The following is a 24,362-nucleotide window of genomic DNA, read 5'->3' as shown; positions in this document are numbered from 1 at the left end:
TCCCGGCCAGATCATACGGCGCGCCAGAGGGGCCCGGCCCGCACGACCCTTTTAAGACCGAATCGCTCTTTTTTCAAGTTTCTTCGACACGCCGCTTTTGAGCGGCCCCGGAAACCGATAGCCTCGCTCCGGCTTGATCGGGTATTCCCCGCAGGCCAAAGCCATGAGGACGACGTCCAATGCTGCACATGTTCCTGAAAAAAGGCGATTGGTTCGCCCCGAAACGCTACGGCTACGGCGCCGGCCTGCCCATCGCCTGGCAAGGCTGGGCCCTGCTGGCCGCCTACTGCGCAGGCATCACCGGTGCGGGCCTGCTGGCGCAGAATGGTGCGCCCGCCGAACGCACCGCTGCCTTCGCGCTGGTGCTGGTCCTCACCGCCCTGCTCATCGCCATCGCCGCGCGGCGTACCCGCGGCCGCTGGAAATGGCGCTGGGGAGAGCGGGATTGAAGCCCGCTGGTTGTGTAATCACAAGCCAAGCGGCCGAACTTCGCGGATCAGGTCGATGAAGAGCCGCAAGCCGGTCGGCACCTGACGGCGGCCGGAATAGTAGACGTGAAAGCCCGCGCCCATTGACGCCCATTCGGGCAGGATCCGAACCAGCGCACCGCTTTCCAGATCGGGCCGAAAGACCGGCTCGGCTCCATAAACGACGCCCACGCCGGCCCGGCCAAAGGCAAGTGCGGCCTGGCTCTCGTCAACCGTCAGCGGGCCCGGCGTCTCGATCTCCACCGCCTCTTCGCCGCGTTCGAACTCCCACTTGTAGATCTGGTCATTGCCCAGCCTGATGCCGATGCAGCGATGGTTTCGCAGGTCCTGCGGGTCGGAGGGCGAGCCGAACCGCTCAAGGTAGGCCGGCGCGGCGGCCGCGATCCAGCGGATTTCGGGAGACAGACGCCGCGCGACCATGTCTTCGGGCACCGTACCGCCATACCGGATGCCGGCATCGAACCCGTCCGCGATCACGTCGATCATGCGATTGGTGACGCCGACGTCGATGGCAACTTCAGGATAGCGGTCCACAAACAGCGGCATTACCGGATCGAGCAGAAGCGGCACGGCATCTTCCAGAACGTTGATCCTGACCCGGCCCGCGGGCGCATCGCGAAAGCGGTTGAGGCTCTCGGAAGCCTCGGCAATGCGATCAAGCGGCCCCTCGATCATCGCGCACAAGTCTTCACCGGCCGCGGTCAGAGACACACTCCGCGTGGTCCTGTTCAACAGTCGCACGCCGCGCCTTTCTTCCAGCGCCGTCATCGCGTGGCTCAGCGCGGAGGGCGTTACCCCCATCTCCAGCGCGGCCCGCCGAAAGTTGCGGTGCCTGACTATGGCCATGAAATAGGAAAAATCGGCCAGGTCGGTGCGGCTGATCGGCATGCGCGGAGATATGGCATTGTTGAGTGCAGTTCACCAGCTTGTTGCCTGCGAGGCGTCTAAAAACCGGGACGATGAAGGTCTAGCTTCAGGGCTACACACAATCCGAAATGGATGATGCAACCGGAGCAGCCCATGACCATCACGACCACGATCACGGTTCTGGCCGCGGCAGCCATGGCGCCGACCGGCGACACCCCCCCGAACGAAGGACCTGCAGCCATGGATATCAAGCGCAAGGCGGATCTCGAGACAGTCGAAGGACCGGAGGAATACTTCACCGGCAAGGCCACGATCACCGGCCAGTTCAAGCGCGACGATCCCTCGCGCCTGACCGGCGCCATCGTGCATTTCGAACCCGGCGCGCGAACAGCCTGGCATTCCCACCCGCTCGGCCAGACGCTGATCGTCACCGAGGGCGTGGGCTGGACGCAAATCGATGGCGGGGGAAAGTATGAATTCTACGAAGGCGACATCCTCTGGTGCCCCGCCGACAAGAAGCACTGGCACGGAGCGACACCGCACGAGGGCATGACCCACATTGCACTGCAGGAGACGCTCGATGGCAAGAACGTCACCTGGATGGAGAAGGTGACGGACGAGGAATACCACGCCGAACTGGCAAAGGACTGACCCGCTTGCCGCACGTCATCGTCAAGCTCTGGCCGGGCAAGTCGGCCGAACAGAAGCGCCGGCTGAGCGATGCCATCGTCGAGGATGTGACGAACATCCTCGGATATGGCCCGGAATCGGTCTCGGTCGGGTTCGAGGAAGTCCCGCCGGGCGACTGGATGGCCGGCGTCTACGAGCCCGACATCGCGCGCCACTGGCACAGCCTCACCAAACACCCCGGCTATGGCTCAGGTCCGAGCCCTTCGCGGGGAACCGAAAGACACGACCATGCTGAATGAAACCTACACGCTGAACAACGGCATCGAAATTCCCAAGCTGGGCCTCGGCACCTGGTTCATCGACGACGGCAACGCCGCCCGGGCCGTCCGCGATGCCGCCGCAATCGGCTACCGCCACTTCGATACGGCGCAGGCCTACGGCAACGAGCGCGGCGTGGGCGAAGGCATTCGCACATGCGGCGTTGCTCGGGACGAGCTGTTCCTCACGACCAAGCTTGATGCCGGCATCAAGACCCTGGCCGAGGCCCGCGAGGCCATCGACGGGTCGCTGCGGACGCTCGGGCTCGACACCATCGACATGATGATCATTCACAGCCCGCAACCCTGGGCGGATTTCCGCAAGGGCGAGCACTTCTTCGACGGCAACCTGCAGGCCTGGCGTGCTCTCGAAGAGGCATGCGAGGCGGGCAAGGTACGCGCCATCGGCCTGTCCAACTTCGAACGGGTGGATGTCGAGAACATCCTGGAGAACGGGACTGTCCGGCCTGCGGTCAACCAGATCCTCGCCCATGTCAGCAACACGCCGTTCGCCCTGATCGACTACCTTCAGGGCGCGGACATTCTGGTCGAAGCCTATTCGCCTTTCGGCCATGGCGAAATTCTCGGCAACGGGGTGCTCGTGTCGATGGCCGACAGCTACGGCGTAGGTGTGGCCCAACTCGCCATCCGTTACTGCCTGCAGCTAGGCCTGCTGCCTCTGCCCAAGACCGCCAATCCGGCGCACATGCGCAGCAACGCAGACGTGGACTTCCAGATCAGCGAGGCCGACATGGAAACACTCCGCAACGTGGCGCCGATCGAAAACTACGGCGAGGCAAGCGTCTTTCCGGTCTACGGCGAAAACGCCCGCAGCGCCTGAGTTCTGAAGGGGGGGGGCAGCGATGGCGCTCGCCGTGCGGCCTTCCGGACAAGCCGCCGCAGGCCCCCACTGCGGCGAGGCCACACACGCTTCGCTGCGTCACACCCCGCATTTTCCTACACCCCCGCCGCCTGTCACACTGCGTGCGGCATTCGTTTGCCCTGCTCCTTGAACCGTCCATTCCCTCCCCTTCTCCGCATGCCGGCGCGTGTGAAGTTTGCGCGTCTGCATCCCTCTGAACCACAAGGCTTTTCCGGAAACTCTCCATGCGCCAGGTGGACAAAGTTTGAAGTTAGCCCCGCAGCAAGGTTTGGCCCTTGCCCCGTCCCGCCGCGGGACGGCGCCCAGCGCGTTTACACCTTGGCGATACGGGCGCGGTAAGGTCCGGGCATGACCCGGACCCATCGACTCGCCCTCGCCGCCTCGGCGCTGCTCTTCACCGCCTTTCCGGCCACCCTGTCGTCCGCGCAGAACGCGGCGCCCTACACGGTGGTGGAGACCGGCCGCAGCTATACCCGGCTGCAGGACGCGGTGGATGCCATCGGCAATGGCAGCGGCACGATCCGCTTCGCCTCGTTGCGGTTCGGCGACTGCGCGATCCAGACCGCGGGCGACGTGACCTACGAAGCCGCCGTGCCCGGCCAGTCGGTGCTCGACGGCGCCGTCTGCGAAGGCAAGGCCGCGCTGGTACTGCGCGGGCGCAGCGCCACGGTGACCGGCCTCGTCTTCGCCAACATTCGCGTGCCCGACAAGAACGGCGCCGGCATCCGCCTCGAACACGGCAGCCTAGCCGTGTCGCAAGCGTGGTTCCGCGACAGCGAACAGGGCATCCTCACCGGTGACGATCCGGCGGGCACGCTCACCATCGACAAGTCCACCTTCACCCGGCTGGGCACCTGCGAAGGCTCGGGCTGCGCGCATTCGCTCTACATCGGCAACTACGGCGCGCTGACCGTGACCCGCAGCCGCTTCGAGGCCGGAACCGGCGGGCACTACGTCAAGACCCGCGCCGCGCGCGTGGCGGTGCTCAATTCCAGCTTCGACGACAGCCGCGGGCGCGGCACCAACTACATGATCGACCTGTCCGACGGCGCCACCGGACGCATCGCCGGCAACTGGTTCGTGCAGGGCCGCGACAAGGAGAACTATTCCGCCTTCATCGCCGTCGCCGCCGAACACCGCAACCACCCCTCCGGCGGGCTCGTGGTCGAGAACAACAACGCCCGCTTCGCCCCCGGCATCGACCGCCGCAGCGCCTTCGTCGCCGACTGGTCGGGCGATGCGGTCAAGCTGGGCGCGAACACGCTGGGGCCGGGCCTCGTGCGCTACGAGAAGCGCTGAGGCTGCGCCGCCGCAACGCCGGGGCGAACAGTTGCCCGGCGCATGACCGGGGGGCCCGGGCCTGCTATCTTCTTCCGCAGAACAGAACAGCGGAGAGTGGGCAGATGAAGGCCAGGGTTACCCCGATCAAACCGGCCATCGGCGCGACCGTGGAGGTCGACCGCGCGGACTTGTGCGATCCGGAAGTCGTCGAGACAGTGCGCGAGGCGCTGGAGCGGCACAGCGTGCTGGTGTTCCCCCGCATCGGCGTGAGCGACGCCGAACAGCTCGCCTTCACCGACGCGCTGGGCCCGCGCATGGAGTTCGGCACCCCCGCGCCCGGCACCGACACGCAGATGCCGGACGTCTACAAGGTATCGTTCGAAGAAGCGCTCGGCGGGCGCAAGGAATACGTGCAGGGCACGTTCTTCTGGCACATCGACGGCGTGATGATGGACCGGCCGCCCTCGAAGGCGACGCTGCTCTCCGCGCGCCAGCTCTCTGCGACGGGCGGCGAGACCGAGTTCGCCAGCCTCTACGCCGCCTACGAGGAACTGCCCGAGGCGGAAAAGCAGGAGATCGAGGGCCTGCGGGTGTTCCACAGCATCGAGCCGAGCATGAAGCTCATCTTCGATGATCCCACGCCCGAGCAGACGGCCCTGTGGCGCGGCGACTCCCGGTGCCTGCGCCCGATCGTGTGGACGCACGACTCCGGCCGCAAGTCGCTGGTGATCGGCTACAGCGCCGACCGCGTCGAAGGAATGCCGCCTGCCGACGGGCGCGCACTGCTGCTGCGGCTGATCGAGTGGGCGGCCCAGCCCGCGTTCCGCTACACGCACAAGTGGCAGGACGGCGATCTGGTGCTCTGGGACAACACCGGCGTGATGCACCGCGTGCGCCCCTACGACGAGACCTCCGGGCGCAAGATGCACCGGACCTCGATCGCCGGGACCGAAATGGTGGTCTGACGCCTAGAGCAGATGCCCGGTGCGGTCGCGCTTCGTTTCGAGGTAGCGCGCATTGTGCGGATTGGGCGGCAACTGGTGCGGGACCCGCTCGATCACCTCGACGCCGACCCCCTGCAATGCGGCAACCTTGGCGGGATTGTTGGTCATCAGCCGGATCGCATGGACGCCGAGCAGTTCGAGCATCCGCGCCGCCACCGGGAAATCACGCGCTTCGGTGGGCAGGCCGAGCCGGTTGTTGGCGTCGACGGTGTCGAAGCCCTGGTCCTGCAGCCGGTAGGCGCGCAGTTTGTTGATGAGGCCGATGCCGCGCCCTTCCTGCCGCAGGTAGAGCAGCACGCCCCAGCCGCCAGCCTTCGCCTCGTCGGCCATCGCATGCAGCGCGGCGTCGAGCTGCGGCCCGCAGTCACACTTGAGGCTGCCGAGGATGTCTCCGGTGAGACATTCCGAATGCAGACGCACCAGCGGCGCCCGATCGCCATTCTGCCTGCCGATGACCAGCGCGACGTGCTCGCGCAGATCGTCGAGCGCCCGGAAGGCAACGATCTCGGCATCCTCCGCAGCAGCCACAGGCAGGCGTGCACGCGAGGCAATGGAAATGCGGCTGGCGTCCTTCCATTCGGCAAGGTCCGCCGCGGATACGTCCTGAACCTCGCCATCGAGTGCCGGGGCCACGAGGAACGCGGGGAGAATACCGGCCAGCCGTGCCAGTTCCATCGCCGCCCGAGCCGCCTCGACGTCACCGATGTGCTCGGCGGCAAAGGGGCCCTTCATGGGGTGGACGAGATCCAGCGCCGGATCGGCAACAGCGCGCGCGGTTTCGAGATCGAACGGCTCGGCTGCACGGATCAGCACCGGCGCTTCGGGCACGGCCGCCTCGCGCTGGTTGGCCAGCTTGAGCGTGACGGCGCGCGCTGCAGAGATGAGCATGCGCGGCGCCGTGGCCCCGCCGGCAAAGCCGGTCTCCGCCGGCAGCAGCACGGCCCCGTCGCCCACGCGCACCGGCCAGCCGTGGCGCAGCGCATCGAGCGCCAGCGCCACCCTGCGCGCTCCGGGCGAAGGCAGGCCTGTGCTCAGAGGTCGAACTCCGTGATCAGCGGCACGTGGTCGCTCGGTTTTTCCCACTTGCGGGTTTCCTCGACAAAGCGGTGCGCTTTCGCCTGTTTGGCCAGGTCGGGAGAGGCCCACATGTGGTCGAGCCGGCGGCCCTGATCCTTCTGGCGCCAGTAACTGCGGTAGGACCACCAGGAATAGTTGCGCTCGGGCGCGGGAATGAACGCGCGGCCGAGATCGACCCAGCCGTGGGCGTCCTTGAAGCGGTTCAGGGTCTCGACCTCGATCGGGGTGTGGCTCACCACCTTGAGCAGCGCCTTGTGGTCATAGACGTCGCAATCGAGCGGGGCGATGTTGAAGTCGCCGACGATCAGCGTGGGGCGGTCGATCTTGTCCGCCCATTCGGTCATGCGGCCGAGGAAGTCGAGCTTCTGGCCGAACTTGGGGTTCACTTCGCGGTCGGCGACGTCACCGCCGGCGGGGATGTAGACGTTCTCGAGGATCAGGCCCTGCCCCTTGCCCTGCAGTTCCACACCGACATGGCGGGCCTCGCCGTTGTCCTGCCAATCGTGGCGGCTGAACTCGGTGAAGGGCACTTTCGATACCGTGGCGACGCCGTGGTAGCCCTTCTGCCCGTGAATGGCGCGGTGCGTGTAGCCGAGACGTTCGAACATCTCGTGCGGGAAGAGGTGCTCGGCAACCTTGATTTCCTGCAGGCACAGCACGTCGGGCTGGTGCTCGGTCAGGAAGCGCCCGACCTGGTCGATGCGCAGGCGAACGGAATTGATGTTCCAGGTGGCAATCTTCATGGCGCAGGCTTTAGGCACCGCGCCCGCGAAATGCCAGAGGCCGCTTGGCGATGGATCGACAGAGCGCAGTGCGATCAGCCCACCCCGCTGCGACTATCCTCACCTGCGGTTCGGGAAGTCTCGCGGCCCTCCCGCATGCGGGAGGGCAGAACATGAAGAAACGAGATTTGTATTTTGCTGATTGGATACAGGCCGGAGCGAGAATGGTGCTGGTCGAGAACCCGCGCGCAGCGGCCTTTCTGGCCGTGAGCACCGGAAGCGCAGACCAGTGCCGTTCGCAGCACGACCTGGACCAATCAGCAATACACAAAGGAAAACCCTCGAGCCGGGGGCAGAGGCTCGAGGGTTCCATAAGCGTTCGTCACGCTAGTTCAGTACGGCCGGTTCAGGAGGCGTGGGCAACAGGGGGGAAAACCCGCCTCAAGCCGTACTGACCAGTTCAATTTAGGAGCGAACGCCTTGCTGGCAAGTGAACGAAATTCAGGAAAATGTCGCAATTTGTCGCTGGTTTGGCACGGCGTACGACGGAACGCCTTTCCCTAGCGACGATTGCGCGGACGGGGATCTTTCCAGCGGAAAGCATTCTTGTCGATCGCCACTCCATAGCGCTGGTTGGACAAGGCTACCGTGGTGCGCTGATTCTGCGAATCGAGGGCCACCCAGTAAGTCAGTTCCAGCCCGCCGGGCGCCGATGCGTCGCGAACGAAGATAAGGGTAATGATCCCGTATTCCGGATGCTCGGTGTCGCGAACCTCGATGCTCACGACGTTCGGATTACCGGTCGGAACGACTTTGCCGAACTTCGCGACGTCGCGACTGGGATCGAGTAGCGCACCGAGCGGGCTGTTGCTGATCGGCCAGCGCTGGACCTGGTTCACCGCATAGTCGACGAGCGTCAGCGCCTTGCCGTCGCCCACGATCAGCATCTGCGCGCTCTTCTCGTACTGGAAACGGATGCGCCCCGGACGCTGGAGAATCAGCGTACCACCGACACTCTGCCCCTTGCGGTCTGTCTGGACGAAGTCCGCCTTCATCGTCGAAATGCCGCGAAGTGCGGCAACCGCCTGCGCGAGCTTCTTCTGATCCGCCGAAGACGACGCGGCATGAGCCGGTACGGCGGGAAGGACGGCAGGAATGGAAAGCGCGGCCAGAGCGGCCGCGCCTGCAAAATTGCGAAAAGTCTTGGTTACGGTCTTCATGGCTATGTCCCTAGGTACACAGCCTTTAACCGACCGTGAACCTTACTTGATCTTGGCTTCCTTGAACTCGACGTGCTTGCGCGCGACGGGATCGTACTTGCGAAAGCTCATTTTCTCGGTCTGGTTGCGCGGATTCTTCTTGGTAACGTAGAAAAATCCGGTGTCGGCAGTCGAGACCAGACGGATCTTTACAGTTGCGGGCTTCGCCATGGCGGTTTCCTGTAATCTCTCGTTTCAGCCGCCCTGGCAGGTCGGCCTGTTCCGTTGAAAAACATCGGGCGGCTGAAATGCGCCGCCCTTCAAGGCTGCGGCCCATGCGTCAGAGAGGGGGGAAAGTCAAGCCGAAGCCACCGCTTCAAGGCAGCGGAAACGGCTTGATCGGCTCGAGAACGCCAAATTTCTCCTTCTTCGGCTTTTTATCGAGCGGTGGCATATCCAGTTCGGGCGGATCGCACCGCGTATCCGGCAACCGATCCAGAAAATCGCGAATCAGGGTGAGCCGGCCATGCTTCTGGTCGTTGAAATCGACGAGCGTCCATGGCGCATGCCGGGTATGGGTCGCCTCGAGCATGCGTTCGCGCGCCTTGGTGTATTCCGCGTACTTCTCCCGCGCAGCCAAATCGACCGGCGAGAGCTTCCAGCGCTTGAGCGGATCGTCGAGCCGCTCGAACAGGCGCTCCTCCTGCTTTTCCTGATCGCAGGTCAGCCAGTACTTGAACAAGAGGATGCCATCATCGGTGAGCAGCTTCTCGAAGATGGGGGCGTGGCGCAGGAATGCTTCCACTTGCGGTTCCGTCGCATAGCCCATGACCTTTTCGACCCCGGCGCGATTGTACCAGGAGCGGTCGAACAGGACGATTTCGCCGGCAGCGGGCAAATGCGGGACGTAGCGCTGGAAGTACCATTGCCCCTGCTCGCGCTCGCTTGGCGCCGGCAGAGCGACGATGCGATACTGTCGCGTGTTGAGGTGGTCGGCGATCGCGCCGATCGTGCCCCCTTTGCCGGCGGTATCGCGTCCTTCGAACAACACCACGATGCGGGCACCGGTAGTCTTGGCCCAACGGGCCATGCCCGCCAGTTCCTCCTGCATCGGCTCGAGCAGGGCTTCGTATTCCTTCCGTCCCAGCCCGTCACCCATGCGCTCTAGACCTTCGCCAGCAGAAACAGGGCCAGCGCACCCGCTGCAATGCGATACCAGGCGAAGGGGGCAAAGCCCGAGCGGCTGACGAAAGCCATGAACGCCTTGATCACAACCAGTGCGACGACGAAGGATACAACGAAGCCGATGGCGATCTCGTTCCAGCCCACCGGGCCGACGCCGGCCATCAGCTTGTCGCGGGCACCCCACAGTTCGAGCGTGGTTGCGCCCATCATCGTGGGAACGGCGAGAAAGAAGCTGAACTCGGCTGCCGTGCGACGCTCGACGCCCATGGCGAGCGCGCCCATGATGGTCGCACCGGAACGGCTGACGCCCGGCACCATGGCAAGGCACTGCGCCACCCCCACGCCGACACACTTCTTGAGCGGCAGCTCGGCAACGCCGGTCAGCGGGCCCTGCTTGGCGACCTTCTCGATCACGAGAATGGCGATGCCGCCCACGATCAGCGCCCAGGCCACGATGCTCGGCTGACCGAGCATCTGGTCGATGTAGTCCTTCAGCGCGAGGCCGATCACGGCCGAGGGCAGGAAGGCCACCAGCACGTTGCGCACGAAGCGGATCGAGGTGGGATTGAGTTCGAGCAGACCCGTGCCCACCGCCCAGAACGTGCGCCAGAACTGCACGATGACGGCCAGGATCGCGCCCAGCTGGATCACGATATTGAACGTGGCCCACTGGGAGGCATTGTAGCCGAACAGTTCGGTGGCGAGGATGAGGTGTCCGGTCGACGAGACCGGGAGAAACTCGGTGAGGCCCTCGACAATGCCGAGGAGGATCGCGGTAAAGGTCAGGTCCATCGGCGGCAGGTCATGCCCGACCCGCAGCGCAAGTCAACCCGGCTCCTGCTGCAATGCAAAAATTTCGGTACGGTCGACGAATGAGGCGGTCGTCCTCGCTGCGGGCGGCATCATCGGCGCCGCCCGCAGCGAGGCTGGAGATCGTGCGCCTTTACCAGATCCGGACGCGCTGATCGGGCGGCAGATAGAGCTTGTTGCCCGGTTTCACGTCGAAGGCCTTGTACCACTCGTCGAAATTCCGGACGATGCCGTTGATGCGGTATTGCGGCGGCGAATGCGGATCGGTCACAAGATATTGACGGGCCTGCGCCTCGCGGATCTTGCTGCGCCAGACCTGAGCCCACGCCATGAAAAACCGCTGGTCGCCCGTATAGCCGTCGATCACGGGGGCTTCCTTGCCGTTGAGCGAAAGCTTGTACGCCCGGTAAGCAAGGCTCAATCCGCCAAGATCGCCGATGTTTTCACCCATCGTCAGCTTTCCGTTCACGCAGGTCTTGCCCTCATCGAACGGGCAGAACGCGTCGTATTGCGCGCCCAGCTTGTCCTGCAGCTTCTGAAAGGCAGCCTTGTCCGCAGGCGTCCACCAGTTGCGCAGGTTGCCGGTGCCGTCCGACTTGGAGCCCTGATCGTCGAAGCCGTGGCTCATCTCGTGCCCGATCACGGCGCCGATCGCACCATAGTTCACGGCCGGATCGGCATCGATGTTGAAGAACGGAGGCTGCAGGATCGCCGCCGGAAACACGATCTCGTTCATCGTCGGGTTGTAGTAGGCATTCACCGTCTCGGGCAGCATGCCCCACTCGGCTCGATCGACCTCATTCCCAATGCGGTTCATGTCGAAGTTGGTCTGCCATTCGCCCGCACCAATCATGTTGGCCAATGGATCGGAGGCGGAGAACGTCAGCCCCTCGTACTTCTTGAATTCGTCTGGCGCGCCGATCTTGGGGGTGAAGGCATCGAGCTTGTCCTTCGCCTCCTGCCGCGTCTCGGGCCCCATCCACTTCAGGTCCTTGAGGTTTTCGGCCATGGCCTTGCGCAAGTTGGCGACCAGTTCGGTCATCGCCGCCTTGCGTTCGGGCGGATAGTACTTCTCGGCGTAGATCTTGCCGAGCAGTTCACCTGCTTCGCTCTCCACGGCACTGATCCCCCGCTTCCAGCGCGGGCGCTGCTCGGGCTGGCCGGTCAGCGTCTTGCCGTAGAAGTCGAAATGCGCGTCGTCGATCGCGGTGGGAAGAACCGACGCATGGCTGCTGAGGAAGCGCGCGGCGAGATAGGCCTGCCAGGTAGATACCGGCACCGTGTCGAGCATCTTGGCCAGGGCCGGCATACCGCCCCCGAACAGCGCCTCGGCCTGGGCCGCGTCGATCTTGGCCTCCTTGAGTTCCTCCGCTGTCGGCGGCATTTCGCCGACGATCACGTAGCCGGCCTTTTCAGCACCGACCGTGTCGAGGAACGTCTTGAGCAGACCCGGCGAGCCGAGGTTTTCGAATTCCGAAACCGGCAGCTTGTTGTAGGTGAGGTCGCGATTGCGGGCGCCGGCGCGATCCCAGTCCGTCTGCGCAATCTGCGTTTCGAGCGACAGCACGGCCTTCGCTGCGCTGTCTGGATCGGCATAGCCAGCCTTGCCCAGCAGAAACGCGAGATAGGACGCGTATTTCGCGCGGATGTCTTTCGATCGCTGGTCCTGCTTGAGGTAGTAGTCGCGATCGGGAAGGCCCAGCCCGCCGATATTGGCGTGCAGCGCATAGATGTCGCTCTGCTTGGAATCGGCATCGACCCAGAGCGAAATCGGCGAGGCATAGCCGGGCTCGCCGAACAGACGGACGATGTCGGCGGGAGTCTTCGCAGCGTAGATGCGCTCGAGATAGGGCTGCGCCGGAGCAAGTCCGGCCTTGTCGATACCGTCCGTGTCCATGAAGGCCTTGTAGGCGGCTGCCACGCGAGCGGCATCGCTGCCCGGCTGCGGGTCAGCCGCCACAAGGTCGTTCATGATGGCATGCAGACGCTGCTGCGACAGTTCGTTGAGTTCTATGAACGAGCCCCAGCGCGTGCGGTCGGCCGGCAGTTCGACCGAAGCCTTCCACTTGCCGTTCACGAATTCGTCGAAGTCGTTTCCAGGCTTCACGCCGGAATCGATCCACTCGGTCTGGATGCCGAAATCGCCCCAGTTGGTCGACAATGCCGGAGCATCATCGTCCGCCAGGGCAGGAACGGTGGAAAGCGAAAGGACAATGGCCGACACGCTTGCCGATACAGCAAGTGCCCGCCCCAGAATCTTGTGCATGTGCGACCCTTCTTGGGGATGGAAACAACCAAACCGGCCTGCAAACCGGTCTCAAACAGGTAACATAATTACCCAATTGCGTAACGCCAGTCCGTAAATGTCGTTAGCCGAGCGGAATCAGCCCTTCGTCGAACTGCAGCGCGGCCAGGCGGGCATAGAGACCGCCTGCGGCAGTCAGGCTGTCGTGGTTGCCGTCCTCGACAATGCGCCCGTTCTCCATGACCACGATCCGGTCGGCCTTGCGCACGGTGGCGAGCCGGTGCGCGATCACCAACGTGGTGCGGTGGGCCATCAGATGTTCAAGCGCGTTCTGGACCAGTCTTTCGCTTTCGGCATCGAGTGCGCTGGTCGCCTCGTCGAGCAGGAGGATCGGTGCATCGCGAAGGAGCGCGCGGGCAATCGCGATGCGCTGGCGCTGGCCGCCCGAAAGTCGGGCGCCGTCTTCGCCCAGGAAGGTATCGAGGCCTTCCGGCAATTCGCGCAGGAACTGTTCGGCATTGGCGGCGCGCGCCGCTTTCCAGATGGCCTCGTCGTCTGCGCTCCAGTTGCCATAACGCAGGTTGTCCCGCGCACTGGCAGCGAACAGCACGCCTTCCTGCGGGACAAGGGCAATGCGCTTGCGGATGGCCTCCGGATCGGCGGAGGGCAACGGGACGCCGTCGACCTTGATGACGCCGTTTTGTGGATCGTAGAAGCGTTCAGCAAGCTGGAACAGCGTGGACTTGCCGGCGCCCGAGGGGCCGACGATAGCCACCGTCTCGCCCGGGTCTACGGTGAGGCTGAATTCGTGCAGTGCTGCCACATCGGGCCGCGACGGATAACGAAACGTCACGCGTTCGAAAGCGAGCTTGCCGCGGGCCGGTTCGGGCAGCGCTTGCGGTCGGGCCGGCGACGAGATCATCGGGCGCTCGTCCAGCAATTCGGCGAGGCGGCTGGCGGCGCCGGCACCGCGCACCAGATCGCCGTAAACTTCCGAAAGCGAGCTGAATGCCCCTGCAACGAGGCCGCCGGTAATCACGAAGGCCGCAATCGTGCCGCCCGTAATCGTCCCTTCGGCCACGCCTACGGCGCCGCGCCACATCAGCAGGGTGATCGACCCGAAGATCAGCACCATGATGACGGCCGTCATGATCGCGCGGATCGTGATGCGCCGCTTTGCCGTGGCGAAGGTCCGCTCCACCCCGCCGCTGAAGCGCTCGTATTCCCGGGCCTCCTGGTTGAACGCCTGCACCACCCGCAACGCGCCCAGGACCTCGGTGGTCATCGCGCCGATGTCGGCAATCCGGTCCTGGCTGCTGCGTGAAACCGAGCGCAAGCGCCGGCTGAACAGAATGATCGGCGGCAGCACGATGACGATCGTACCCAGCAAACCGGCAGTGAGCCACGGGGCCAGGATAAAAAGGTAGACCGTTCCTCCAACAGCCATGATCGCATTGCGCAAGGCGACCGAAACGCTCGTGCCCACGATCTGCTCGATGATCGCGGTGTCCGCGGTCATGCGCGAAGATATTTCCTTGGGGCTGTTGGTCTCGAAAAAGCTGGGAGACAACGTCAGCAAGTGACGCTGCACGCGCAGCCTGATGTCGGCCACGATGCGCTCGCCGAGCCAGGACACCGTGTAGAAACGGACGGCTGTACCCAGGGCGAGAACGCACACGATGGCGATCAGGATCAGGAACCACTTGCCGATCGCCGAGGGATCGGCGCCCTCGGCGAAGCCCCGGTCGACGATCCGGCGAAATCCCCAGGGAATGGCAAGAGTCGAGGTCGCCGTAACGATCAGCGCGCAAAGCGCGACGAGGGCGCGGGTCGGATAGTTGAACAGCTGCCCCCAGACGAGGCGCAGCGGCCCCAGGCTCCTGCGTCGTGGCGCGGGGGTCTCGCTGACGGTGGCTTCGCTCGATGACGGTGCGGCCGTACCCGATTTGGCGTCCATGCGGGGCCCTTACAGCGTGGGACCGCCGAGGGAAAGGGCTCCTCCGGAGAATCCGCGAAGTCCGAGCCGAGACCGAAGAACGATCGAGCCAGGCGCACAGACAATTCGGAATTGCCGCATTGCACAATCGGGTGCTAGCGCCCAAATTAGGACATATTCCGATTTCACGGCCGCACGGTTCGGCCAGGAGACGTACTTTGCTTTACAATGCTTACGAGCTGCAGCGCACCATGATGAACGGCGCTGCAGCATGGGCTTCGGTCGGTGCGGAAATGCTGACGAACCCAGCCATGCCAATGGGTTATTTCGGCTTCGGGCCGATCATGGCCTCTGCGCTCGATGTCTTCGCGCATGCCACGATGGCTCGCGGCAAGCCCGATTTCGACATCGAGGAAGTCGAGGTCGACGGCAAGACCCATGGCGTAACCGAATCGATCATTCTTCATCGCCCGTTCGGCAATCTCCTGCGATTCAGCCACGACGGCCTGCCCGCCAATGCACCCAAACTGCTGATCGTGGCACCCATGAGCGGCCACTTCGCCACGCTGCTGCGCGGAACCGTGGCGCGCATGCTCCAGTCCTGCGAGGTCTACATTACCGACTGGGCCGACGCGAAGATCGTGCCGACAAGTGCCGGTCGCTTCGACCTGGACGACTACATCGACTACCTTATCGACTTCCTCCGCCACATCGGCCCCGGCACGCACATGCTGGCGGTGTGCCAGCCTTCGGTGCCGGCCTTTGCGGCGGCCGCCGTGATGGGCAAGCACGAGGATCCCTGCCGGCCCGTGACGCTGACGATGATGGGCGGGCCGATCGACACGCGCGAGGCGCCCACCAGCGTCAATGACGTCGCCATGAACCAACCACTGTCCTGGTTCGAAAACAACGTGATTGCCACGGTGCCGCTGACCTATCCGGGCGCCGGGCGCCGGGTCTATCCGGGCTTCCTGCAGCTTGCCGGGTTCATGGCGATGAACCTGGGCAACCACATGATCAGCCACTACGGCATGTTCAAGCACCTCGTCGAAGGCGACGAGGACGGCGCTGCGGCGACCAAGGCGTTCTACGACGAGTACCGCTCGGTCTGCGACCTCACCGCCGAATTCTACCTGCAGACCGTCGAGCACGTGTTCCAGCGCCACTCGCTGCCCAACGGCGAATTCGTCCACCGCGGCGAAGTGATCGATCTTGCCGGCATCCGCGACACGGCGCTGCTCGCGGTCGAGGGCGAGAAGGACGATATCTCCGGCATCGGACAGACCAAGGCAGCCCTGCACCTGGCCCATAAGCTGCCGGACGATCAGAAGAAGTACTTCCTGGCCGACGGCGTGGGTCACTATGGCATTTTCAACGGCAGCAAGTGGCGAAACCTTATTGCTCCCGTGCTTGAGGACTGGATCCGCCAGCACCAGAAGAAGCCCCTGAAAATCGTCGCCTGAGCGGCGGCAAAGCGCCGCTGGCCTGCAATTATCGCACGTGTGGGCCGGCTGGCGTGGTGCAATTGATTGTGGTATTTCCTGCACCATGAAACGGGCGGTTGAACGCAGAACAATCCTCAAGGGCGGATTGGCAGCAGGCCTTGGCCTGACGCTGCCGGTTCGCGCCCTTGCGGAAGACGCGATGGCCACCGGCGCATCGGCTTCCCCGCTTACGCCCTACGAGCGCCGCATCCTCGACGTGGCATCCGCTCAGGTGCAACGGGTCGAGGGCAAGGTGTGGCGGTCGGATCTGGTCGGCATTGCCGACTTTGCCCAGCCCTCATGGAAACCCCGCCTGCACTTTGCCAATCTCGAGGCAGGCACAGTCCGCTCGTTCCTGCTGGCCCATGGCAAGGGCTCCGATCCCCAGCACAGCGGCTGGCTGCAGTCGTTCTCCAAGGTCCCCGGCTCCGAAGCGACCTCGCGCGGGGCCTACCTCACCTGCGAGTGGTACAAAGGCAAGTACGGTACCTCGATCCGTCTCGTCGGGCTCGATCCGGACAATTCGACCGCGCTTGAACGTGCGATCGTGATGCACCCGGCCTGGTACGTCGATCAGGCGATGATCGACAAATGGGGAAAGCTCGGGCGCAGCGAAGGTTGTTTCGCCATGAGCAACGGGAACTTCAACGAAGCGCTCTGGCACCTTTCCGGCGGGCGCCTGTTATTCGCCGACCGCATCGGCGAAGCCTGACGACACCGCTTCGCCCCGGCGGTACGGGCATCGACACTCATGCAACGCAGTGTTACCAATCTGCCATGGAGGGCACCCTGACATCGCCAAAGCGCGCCATGCCGACTGATGCGCGCCAGATCCGGTCTCGCAAGGCCTTGAACTCGGCCTTGCTCGCTCTGCTGGAAGAGCGGTCGTTCGATCAGCTCACCATTCGCGAAATCACCGCGCGCGCCGGTACGGGCTATGCCACCTTCTTCCGGCATTATCCGGACAAGGAAGCCCTGCTCAGCGACATCGCCACCGACGAGATCGGCAATCTGCTCGCGATGACGGTGCCGGTGCTTTACGAATCCAACAGCTATGAATCGACGCTGGCGCTGTGCCGCTACGTCGCCGACCATGCCCGCCTGTGGTCGGCCCTGCTGACCGGTGGCGCCGCCGCCATCGTGCGCGAGGAGTTCATCCGTCAGGCCCGCGCGCTGGTGGAGGAAGCCCGTACGACCCCGGAGTGGCTGCCGTCCGATCTCGGCGTGGTCCACGGAACCGGCTCCACCTTCGACATTCTCGCCTGGTGGCTGGGGCAGGAAAACGATCTCGACGCCAAGGACGTCGCGACGATCCTGCACCGTCTGGTCATCGCCCCGCTCATCGGCGACAAGGTTGAAAAGCGCGCGCCTGCGCCATAGTTACGAAACACCCTGTATCATTGATAAGACTGGAAAGCCTCACGATGCGGTCGCGGCATTCGGGTGAAAGCCTGTGAGCGGAGAAATCGAAAACGGCGACTGGCCGACCTTCGGCTGGGTGGACGACATCCGTCCAGCGCTGGCCGAGGCTGTCGCTGACGGGCAACCGGCCGCGCTTGCCACGCTCTACCGCGTCGAAGGCAGCGCTCCGCGCGGTCCCGGCGCGCAGATGCTGTTCACCCTTCGTGACGATGGCAACGTAACGGCAACAGGCTATTTCTCCGGCGACTGCATCGAAGGCGATGTCGCCAATCACGCTGCGCAGGTCCTTACCGACGGCGAGCCGCGCCGATTGCACTACGGCCTGGGCAGTCCGTGGATCGACATCCGCCTGCGCTGCGGCGGCGCGCTCTACATTCTTCTCGAGCGGGCGGAACCCGGCGATGCGGCAATCGCGGAACTGCTCCGCCATGCCCGCGAACGGCGCCCCTGCATCTGGGAAAGCGACGGCAGGACGCGCACGGTTCGCGACGCTTCGGGGCCGCTGCTGACGTACTCGGAAGCCCCCCTGCAGATTGCCCGGCGATACGATCCACCGCGCCGCCTGATCGTCTCGGGCGGCGACCCCGGCGCATTGGCCGCTGCGCAGCTTGGCGCTCTGGGCCAGTTCGAGACGATTCTGGTCCGCCCGCAGGGACCGGTTAGCCCTCCACCCTTTGCCGTCGCGCAGTATCTGCGCTCCGCCCCCGATTCCGCGCTGCAGGACCTCGGCGTCGACCGCTGGACCGGCTATCTCGGCGCCACGCACGAAGACGAGCACGACCTCGGCGGCTGCCTGGCAGCGCTGCGCGGCGGTGCGGGATATGTCGGCATGATCGGCGCCAAGTCGCGCGCGCACGGCCGGCTGAAGGCGCTGGAAGCGCTCGGCGCAAGCAAGGAAGAGCTCTCCCGCCTGCACCTTTCCCCCGGCATTCCCGGCTTGGGCAAATCGCCCTGGGAAGTGGCCACCGGCATCATCGCCGAGATCATGCAGGCGCTCAATCCGGCGCACGAACGGGCATGAGCTATGTCGCGGTGGTACTGGCGGCAGGCCATGCCACGCGCTTCGGCAGCGACAAGCTCAGTGCCACCCTCGACGGCGAGCCGCTGCTGTTCCACGCGATCCGCGCCGCCCGCGCCGCGCCCGTATCTCGCGTCATCGTCGTTGCCCGGCCCGGCCTCGACACCGGCTCGTGGGCAGGCGAGCCCTCGGTCGAGGTCCTCCGCATCGAAAGCAACGCCCTGTCCGATTCGCTGAAGACCGGCATAGCCGCAGCGGCGGATGCCGACGGCGCCTTCATATTTCTGGGCGATATGCCACGGGTTCCTCATGCGGAGGCGGCCCGGCTGGCGAAAACGATCGGCCATGCCTATGCCGCCATCCCCCGACACGACGGGCGCCCTGGGCACCCCGTTCTGCTCGCTTCCGCCGCCTTCGCGGACATCGCGAACCTGACCGGCGATCAAGGCGCGGGACGCCTTCTGCGTACGCGAGACGACGTAGTATTTGACGACTGTACAGATCCGGCCATACATTTCGACGTGGACCGGCCCGAAGACCTCGGGTGGCTGGCGGGCAGGGACCGGGCCGACAAGAACTGAATCGCCGCGTGCCAGGGACCTCGCGGCAAAGCACCCGGGAGAGCGTCCTTGACCGATTTCAGCCCCCTGTTCACGCCGTTCGAGCTTGGCAAGTTCACCCTGCCCAACCGCATCGTCTTCCCACCCATGGGATTGCAGGTCTGCGAAGGCGGGGTGCCGGGCGAGGAAGCCGCCGACTACTATGCCCGCCGCGCGCAAGGCGGTGCGAGCCTCGTAATCACCGAGGGCGTCTACATCGATCACCCATCGTCCGGCGACAATCCGTTGCTAGGTCGCTTCCATGGCGAGGACGCCTTTGCCGGCTGGCGCAACGTCGCGGCCAAGGTCCACGCCAAGGGCAGTATCTGCGTGCCGGAACTGTGGCACGTCGGGCTGATCTACAAGGGCCCGGACGTGCTGACCGGCGGCCCGCTGGCCTATCGACCCGAACTCGGACAAGTCAGCCCCTCGGGCTACATCGATCCCGACAACAAGGTCTGCGAAGGCATGACGCAGGCCGAGATCGACGAGGTCATCGCCGCCTATGCTCGCGGCACGCGCAAGGCTGTGGAGCTGGGCTTCGACGGGATCGAGCTCCACGGCGCACACGGCTATCTGATCGACCAGTTCCTGTGGAAGGCCCTCAACCATCGCACCGACCGCTATGGCGGCTCGGCCCGCGCACGCGGCCAGTTCGCGGCAGAGGTGATCCGCGCCTGCCGTGCCGAACTGGAGCCGGGCATGCCTCTGATCCTGCGCCTCTCGCAATGGAAGATGGTCGACTACACCGCGCGTCTGGCCGAAACGCCACAGGAACTGGAAGAACTGCTCAGCCTCGTGGTCGAAGCCGGCGTCGATCTGATCGACTGCTCGCAGCGCCGTTTCTGGGAGCCGGCCTTCGATGACGGCTCGGATCTCAACCTTGCCGGATGGGTCAAGAAGGTGACGGGGGTTCCCACCTGCACGATCGGCTCGATCGGTCTCGACAGCGACTTCTTCTCGAACCTCGGTGAAGGCAAGACCTCGGGGCTAGACCTGCCGCGGCTCGACGATCTGATGCGCCGCTTCGACCGCGGCGATTTCGATCTCGTCGCCGTCGGCCGCTCGATGATTGCCGAGCCCGACTGGCCGAAACTGGTTCAGGCAGGCCGGACGGATGCGCTCAAGCCGTTTTCACCCAAGGCGCTGGACGAAGCGCTGATGGCGCATGTGACCGAATAGCGCTCAGTCGCGGACGAGACGGGTCGCCTCCTCGATGCGCCCACGAGCTTCGCCAAGGCGGTCTTCGGCGTCGCGCAGGAGCCGGCGCAGTTGACCGGCCTCGTTCTCGGGCGGGGAAGCGGATTCCTCCAGAAGGCCATGCAGGAACAGCCTCACGCAATAGCGCGTATGACGTTCGACCGAAGCCATGTCGATGTTCATGCCCCAGGCGGCATTGCTCGCAGGACCGCCCACCACAATGCTGAGAAAGGCCTGCGCGGCCTCTTCGGCATCCGGGAAATTGCCGTTCTCATCTCCGAGTCGGCGGCGAAACAGGTCCGCAAGGTACTGCAACGTCGGTTCGGTCCCTCGGCGCACGTTCTCGAGCGAAATCTCGGGCATGGTGACCGATTCTGAGTTGGTGAGGCGCAGCAACCGGAGACCGGCCGGTCCCAGCACATTGGTGACAAGGATTTCGCCGATTCTTATGAGGCTGGCCTCGAAGTCCTCGCTCTCCTGCTCGCGAAGGCGGTCAATGGGTACGATCCATTCGTCGATCGCGCGGCTGAGCGCGGCCTTGAACAGCGTTTCCTTGTCACCGTAGCGTGAATAGACCGTGCGCTTGGCCATGCCTGCGGCGGTGCAGATCGCGTCGATGCTGGTGCCGGCGAAACCCTTTTCCAGAAACAGGTCGAGCGCCTTGTCAAGCAGTTCCTCGTTGCTGAGCGAAGGCCGCCCCGGCCTTCTCTTGACCGTCCGCATCCCGGTCGTCGCAATTCCAGCCACGCGCAAGTCCCTCTCATTGCTCGGCGTCACGCCTGCACTATCACCCTATCGCCTCTGCACCCGGGCGGCAAATTAATATAAAACGATAAAGGTACTAAATATTGCTTTAGATGCGAATTACCCCCGTGACGAGCAGGAGAATCAGTGTTATTGAAACGCCATAGGTAACATTCAGTCGCAGCGGGCCGGACGAGTCGCGCGGATTGAACGGGAGTGGAGCCACATGACCTTACCAACTGTCGATTTGACACCCAGGATCGGTTCGGAGCTCAAGCTCGACAAGGCCGCCCTGCTGAGCGGCGAGCATTCCGCAGAAATCCGCAAGCTGCTGGTCGATCGCGGCGCGATCGTCGTGCGCGACCTGCACCTCAGCGACGCGGAGCTGCGCACCGTCGCGCGAACGCTGGGCGACTTGCGCATCGGCGGCGCCAAGCGCGGCGCCGACGGCAAGACGCTGAACGAAGGCGACGAAGGGATACTCAAGGTCAGCCTCGACCCGAAAGTGAACCCGGACTACGCGCGGTTCCTGTTCGGCAACCACCTCTGGCACATGGACGGCACCTACGAGGAAGTGCCGCCCTTCGCGACACTGTTCACACCTTATCGGCTGTCCGAGGAAGGCGGCGACACGATGTTCGCCAGTACCTACGCCGCCTACGAGGACCTGCCGGCGCAAGAGCAGGCCTGGCTGGAAACGCTGCGGGTCGTTCACACGATGCAAGCCGCGCTGTTTCCTGCGAAGCGCAATTGCACGCCCGAAGAATTCGCAATCTGGTGCAGCTACCCGGAACGTTCGCACCCGCTGGTGTGGCAGCATCGCTCCGGCCGCAAGTCGCTCGTGCTGAGCACGTCGGGGGCCTACGTCGAAGGCATGCACCCGGCGGAGAGCCACGACCTGCTGCAGCGGCTGATGATCCACGCGACGCAGGACGAGTATGTCTATCGGCACAAGTGGCAACTGGGCGACCTCGCGATCTGGGACAATACCGGCGCGATGCACCGAGCCATGCCCTTCGAAGCGGGGAGCAAGCGCGAATTTCACCGCTGCACTCTCAACGGAGAGGAACCGGTGACGGCACCGGGCGAGATGGCGGAAGCAGCAGCCTGATGCTGCTCCAACGAGACAACCAGACATTCAAGGAGAGAGATCGATGCAGGTAGGCGTACACCTGGGATACCAGAACCTTCGCGGCGAGAGCGACATGGAGTTCTTCCGGCGCGAAACGCAGCTCATGGTCGAAGCGGAGGCCATGGGCTTCGACTTCGCGGCATGCGTGGAGCACCACTTCACCGACTATGCGGCCTGCCCCGACCCGGTGCAGGCGCTGAGCTACGTCGCGGCGAAGACCAAGACCATCAAGCTCATGCCCGCCGCGATCATCCTGCCGTGGAACGATCCGCTGCGCGTGGTCGAGAAGATGGCCATGCTCGACAGCCTGAGCGAAGGCCGCGCCGTCCTCGGCATGGGCCGCGGTGCCGCCCGCCGCGAGTTCAAATCGTTCGGGCGCGATCTGGCCGACAGCCGCGAGATCTTCGACGAAGCCGCGCTGATCATCATGGACGGTCTCGAAACCGGGATCGTCAAGGCGGACACCAAGTGGTTCCAGATTCCCGAAACCGAAATCCGCCCCCGCCCCGAAGGCTGGAGCCGCGACCGGGCGGTCATGGTCTCGATGTCGCCCTCTTCCGCCGAAGTGGCGGCAGACTACGGGCTCAAGGCCCTGCGCTTCAGCCAGGGCGACTGGTCCAAGGCGCTGCCGGAAATCAACAATTACCGCGACACCTTCAAGGCCAAGCACGGCAAGGCCGCACCGCCCTTCGTCATCTCGGACTTCATGGTCTGCTTCGACGACAAGGACAAGGTGACCGAGTACACCGATAAGTACTTCTCGGCGCAGTTCCTGCAGGTGGCGAACCACTACGAGTTCATGTCCGATCACTTCAAGTCACTGCCCAGCTATGCCACCTATGCCTATATGGGCCAGGCGGCCGAAGCCCGCGGCGGCGCGCACAATGCCTACAAGGACTACATCGGCGGCAACCTCATCGGTACGCCCGAGGAGCTTTACGAGAAGCACCTCCAGCGCAAGGCGATGGTGGGCGACTACGAAATCATCGCCAATTTCTCGTTCGGCGGCATGCCCTACGAGGATGTGTACGAGCAGATGAAGCTCTTTGCCGACAAGGTCATGCCGAGGCTCAAGGAGGAAGAGCCGGCCATGGCGTAAGCTGTCATTGCCCCCGAGGGGCGAAAAAACCATGCGACGATACGATCCCGGCCGCCCGACGCGCCCGGGATCGACGTGCAGATACCGGGAGAAGGAAAGAGCATGACTGAGATCGCAGGACGCACCGCCGTCGTCACCGGGGGAGGCAACGGTATCGGCATGGGACTGGCGAAGGAGCTGGCACGCCAGGGCGCGAAAGTTGCCGTTGCCGACATCATTCCCGAGAACGCGGAAAAGGTGGCGGCAGCGATTCGGGAAGCGGGCGGCGAAGCGATGGCCGTGGCCTGCGACGTATGCGAGCGCAGCTCGATCGACGCCATGAAGTCCGCCGTGCACGAGACGCTCGGCCCGGTGACCCTGCTTTTCGCCAATGCCGGCGCAACCTCGTTCGACCCGTTGATGGATATGAGCGACGACGACGTCGACTGGATCCTGCAGGTCAATCTGCACGGGGTGATGAACACCACGCGCGCCTTCCTGCCCGACATGATCGCCGCGAAAGGCGGGCACGTGTGCGCTACCGCTTCGATGGCCGGCCTGCTGCCGGGCTGGATCCCGGTGCACGCTCCCTATTCTGCCGCCAAGGCCGGGATCATCGGCCTGATGATGAACCTCGCTCTCGAACTGCGCGAGCACAACGTGTTTACGACCAGCTACTGTCCCGGCGGCGTGGCCACCGGCATGAAGGACAACAACGCCCGCTATCGCCCGGCGCGATTCGGCGGCCCTGGAGAAACCGAACTGCACGTCAGCGAGGCTTCGGCGAACGCCAAGTCGATGGCATTCTATTCGCCCGATGCGGTGGCGCCGATGGTGCTCGATGCCGTTCGGAACAATCGGGCGTTCGTCTTCGATCATCCCGAGCATCGTGCCGAGTTCAGGCGTACCTATTCGGGGATTGTCGAGGCGTGCTATGATGCGGCAGACGAATGGCACGCCCAGCACGGCACGCCGGAAGCCAATCCCGACGGCGCACGGCTGGTGACGACCTGAAGAGAGGCCAAACGGCCCCGGAAGTTT

The 24,362-nt window shown here is 64.4% G+C and carries 25 protein-coding genes; 15 read left to right on the top strand and 10 right to left on the bottom strand.

The features are described from left to right. The first annotated feature begins 179 nt into the window (after nt 1-179). Nucleotides 180-449, top strand: coding sequence for a hypothetical protein (locus LK12_RS07165; protein WP_039281075.1), 270 nt, complete (start codon nt 180-182; stop codon nt 447-449). Nucleotides 450-467: 18 nt separating this feature from the next. On the opposite strand, the gene LK12_RS07160 is transcribed toward LK12_RS07165, so the two are convergent. Further along, the gene (locus LK12_RS07160; protein WP_039281073.1) at nt 468-1,376 is read right to left on the bottom strand and encodes a LysR family transcriptional regulator; all 909 of its coding nucleotides are present in this window, start codon (nt 1,374-1,376) and stop codon (nt 468-470) included. Nucleotides 1,377-1,508: 132 nt separating this feature from the next. Here LK12_RS07160 and LK12_RS07155 point away from each other — a divergent pair, with 132 nt between their 5' ends. From LK12_RS07155 to LK12_RS07135, 5 genes are all read left to right on the top strand, one after another. Then, complete coding sequence (locus LK12_RS07155) at nt 1,509-2,006, top strand: (R)-mandelonitrile lyase (protein ID WP_231568266.1); 498 nt, start codon at nt 1,509-1,511, stop codon at nt 2,004-2,006. Nucleotides 2,007-2,011: 5 nt separating this feature from the next. Next, nucleotides 2,012-2,284, top strand: a complete 273-nt coding sequence (locus tag LK12_RS07150) for a tautomerase family protein (RefSeq protein ID WP_039281071.1) — start codon at nt 2,012-2,014, stop codon at nt 2,282-2,284. Next, entirely contained in the window at nt 2,274-3,143 is an 870-nt protein-coding gene (locus tag LK12_RS07145) for an aldo/keto reductase (RefSeq protein ID WP_039281069.1), read from the top strand. Before LK12_RS07150 ends, LK12_RS07145 begins: the two co-directional genes overlap by 11 nt. Before the next feature lie 390 nt (nt 3,144-3,533). Then, on the top strand, nt 3,534-4,484 hold the full coding sequence (locus LK12_RS07140) for a hypothetical protein (RefSeq protein ID WP_039281066.1): 951 nt from the start codon (nt 3,534-3,536) through the stop codon (nt 4,482-4,484). A 104-nt stretch (nt 4,485-4,588) separates the two neighbouring features. Then, entirely contained in the window at nt 4,589-5,431 is an 843-nt protein-coding gene (locus LK12_RS07135; RefSeq protein ID WP_039281064.1) for a TauD/TfdA dioxygenase family protein, read from the top strand. Between the two features lie 3 nt (nt 5,432-5,434). On the opposite strand, the gene ribA is transcribed toward LK12_RS07135, so the two are convergent. From ribA to LK12_RS07095, 8 genes are all read right to left on the bottom strand, one after another. After that, nucleotides 5,435-6,469 carry a GTP cyclohydrolase II gene (ribA, locus tag LK12_RS07130; RefSeq protein WP_231568265.1) on the bottom strand — a complete coding sequence of 345 codons (1,035 nt, stop codon included), beginning with the start codon at nt 6,467-6,469 and terminating at the stop codon, nt 5,435-5,437. A 32-nt stretch (nt 6,470-6,501) separates the two neighbouring features. Further along, a complete protein-coding gene (xth, locus tag LK12_RS07125) occupies nt 6,502-7,290 on the bottom strand; it encodes an exodeoxyribonuclease III (RefSeq protein ID WP_039281062.1) in 789 nt (262 codons plus the stop codon). Between the two features lie 539 nt (nt 7,291-7,829). Continuing rightward, nucleotides 7,830-8,489, bottom strand: coding sequence for a LolA family protein (locus LK12_RS07120; protein ID WP_039281059.1), 660 nt, complete (start codon nt 8,487-8,489; stop codon nt 7,830-7,832). A 42-nt stretch (nt 8,490-8,531) separates the two neighbouring features. Beyond that, complete coding sequence (gene rpmG / locus LK12_RS07115; RefSeq protein ID WP_039281057.1) at nt 8,532-8,699, bottom strand: 50S ribosomal protein L33; 168 nt, start codon at nt 8,697-8,699, stop codon at nt 8,532-8,534. A gap of 145 nt (nt 8,700-8,844) precedes the next feature. Beyond that, on the bottom strand, nt 8,845-9,627 hold the full coding sequence (gene ppk2, locus LK12_RS07110; RefSeq protein WP_039281055.1) for a polyphosphate kinase 2: 783 nt from the start codon (nt 9,625-9,627) through the stop codon (nt 8,845-8,847). A 5-nt stretch (nt 9,628-9,632) separates the two neighbouring features. Further along, nucleotides 9,633-10,445, bottom strand: a complete 813-nt coding sequence (locus LK12_RS07105) for an undecaprenyl-diphosphate phosphatase (RefSeq protein ID WP_039281052.1) — start codon at nt 10,443-10,445, stop codon at nt 9,633-9,635. 151 nt (nt 10,446-10,596) lie between these two features. Then, entirely contained in the window at nt 10,597-12,729 is a 2,133-nt protein-coding gene (locus LK12_RS07100) for a M13 family metallopeptidase (protein ID WP_039281050.1), read from the bottom strand. Nucleotides 12,730-12,832: 103 nt separating this feature from the next. Then, nucleotides 12,833-14,665 (bottom strand): ABC transporter transmembrane domain-containing protein, encoded by a 1,833-nt coding sequence (locus tag LK12_RS07095; RefSeq protein ID WP_039281048.1) that lies wholly within the window; start codon nt 14,663-14,665, stop codon nt 12,833-12,835. 197 nt (nt 14,666-14,862) lie between these two features. Here LK12_RS07095 and LK12_RS07090 point away from each other — a divergent pair, with 197 nt between their 5' ends. The 6 genes from LK12_RS07090 (at nt 14,863) to LK12_RS07065 (ending at nt 20,349) form a co-directional block, all read left to right on the top strand. Further along, the gene (locus tag LK12_RS07090) at nt 14,863-16,107 is read left to right on the top strand and encodes a polyhydroxyalkanoate depolymerase (RefSeq protein WP_039281046.1); all 1,245 of its coding nucleotides are present in this window, start codon (nt 14,863-14,865) and stop codon (nt 16,105-16,107) included. 85 nt (nt 16,108-16,192) lie between these two features. Further along, entirely contained in the window at nt 16,193-16,840 is a 648-nt protein-coding gene (locus LK12_RS07085; RefSeq protein ID WP_052223237.1) for a murein L,D-transpeptidase catalytic domain-containing protein, read from the top strand. A gap of 65 nt (nt 16,841-16,905) precedes the next feature. Further along, on the top strand, nt 16,906-17,508 hold the full coding sequence (locus LK12_RS07080; RefSeq protein ID WP_039281043.1) for a TetR/AcrR family transcriptional regulator: 603 nt from the start codon (nt 16,906-16,908) through the stop codon (nt 17,506-17,508). Between the two features lie 73 nt (nt 17,509-17,581). Continuing rightward, nucleotides 17,582-18,571, top strand: a complete 990-nt coding sequence (locus tag LK12_RS07075) for an XdhC family protein (RefSeq protein WP_039281041.1) — start codon at nt 17,582-17,584, stop codon at nt 18,569-18,571. Continuing rightward, nucleotides 18,568-19,149, top strand: a complete 582-nt coding sequence (locus LK12_RS07070) for a nucleotidyltransferase family protein (protein ID WP_039281039.1) — start codon at nt 18,568-18,570, stop codon at nt 19,147-19,149. Before LK12_RS07075 ends, LK12_RS07070 begins: the two co-directional genes overlap by 4 nt. Before the next feature lie 48 nt (nt 19,150-19,197). Then, on the top strand, nt 19,198-20,349 hold the full coding sequence (locus LK12_RS07065) for an NADH:flavin oxidoreductase (protein ID WP_039281036.1): 1,152 nt from the start codon (nt 19,198-19,200) through the stop codon (nt 20,347-20,349). 3 nt (nt 20,350-20,352) lie between these two features. On the opposite strand, the gene LK12_RS07060 is transcribed toward LK12_RS07065, so the two are convergent. Then, complete coding sequence (locus LK12_RS07060) at nt 20,353-21,090, bottom strand: TetR/AcrR family transcriptional regulator (RefSeq protein WP_039281034.1); 738 nt, start codon at nt 21,088-21,090, stop codon at nt 20,353-20,355. Nucleotides 21,091-21,337: 247 nt separating this feature from the next. On the opposite strand from LK12_RS07060, the gene LK12_RS07055 reads away from it, so the two are divergent. From LK12_RS07055 to LK12_RS23750, 3 genes are all read left to right on the top strand, one after another. Next, nucleotides 21,338-22,222 (top strand): TauD/TfdA dioxygenase family protein, encoded by an 885-nt coding sequence (locus tag LK12_RS07055; protein WP_082010397.1) that lies wholly within the window; start codon nt 21,338-21,340, stop codon nt 22,220-22,222. 43 nt (nt 22,223-22,265) lie between these two features. Next, nucleotides 22,266-23,342 carry an LLM class flavin-dependent oxidoreductase gene (locus LK12_RS07050; RefSeq protein WP_039281032.1) on the top strand — a complete coding sequence of 359 codons (1,077 nt, stop codon included), beginning with the start codon at nt 22,266-22,268 and terminating at the stop codon, nt 23,340-23,342. A gap of 102 nt (nt 23,343-23,444) precedes the next feature. Next, a complete protein-coding gene (locus LK12_RS23750) occupies nt 23,445-24,335 on the top strand; it encodes an SDR family NAD(P)-dependent oxidoreductase (RefSeq protein WP_052223235.1) in 891 nt (296 codons plus the stop codon). Nucleotides 24,336-24,362 lie beyond the last annotated feature (27 nt).

The organism is Novosphingobium malaysiense (assembly GCF_000802225.1).
In the GTDB taxonomy this organism is placed as follows: Bacteria; Pseudomonadota; Alphaproteobacteria; order Sphingomonadales; family Sphingomonadaceae; genus Novosphingobium; species Novosphingobium malaysiense.
Note: the sequence above shows the minus strand (reverse complement) of the source record. Positions and strands in the feature narration are given on the sequence as shown.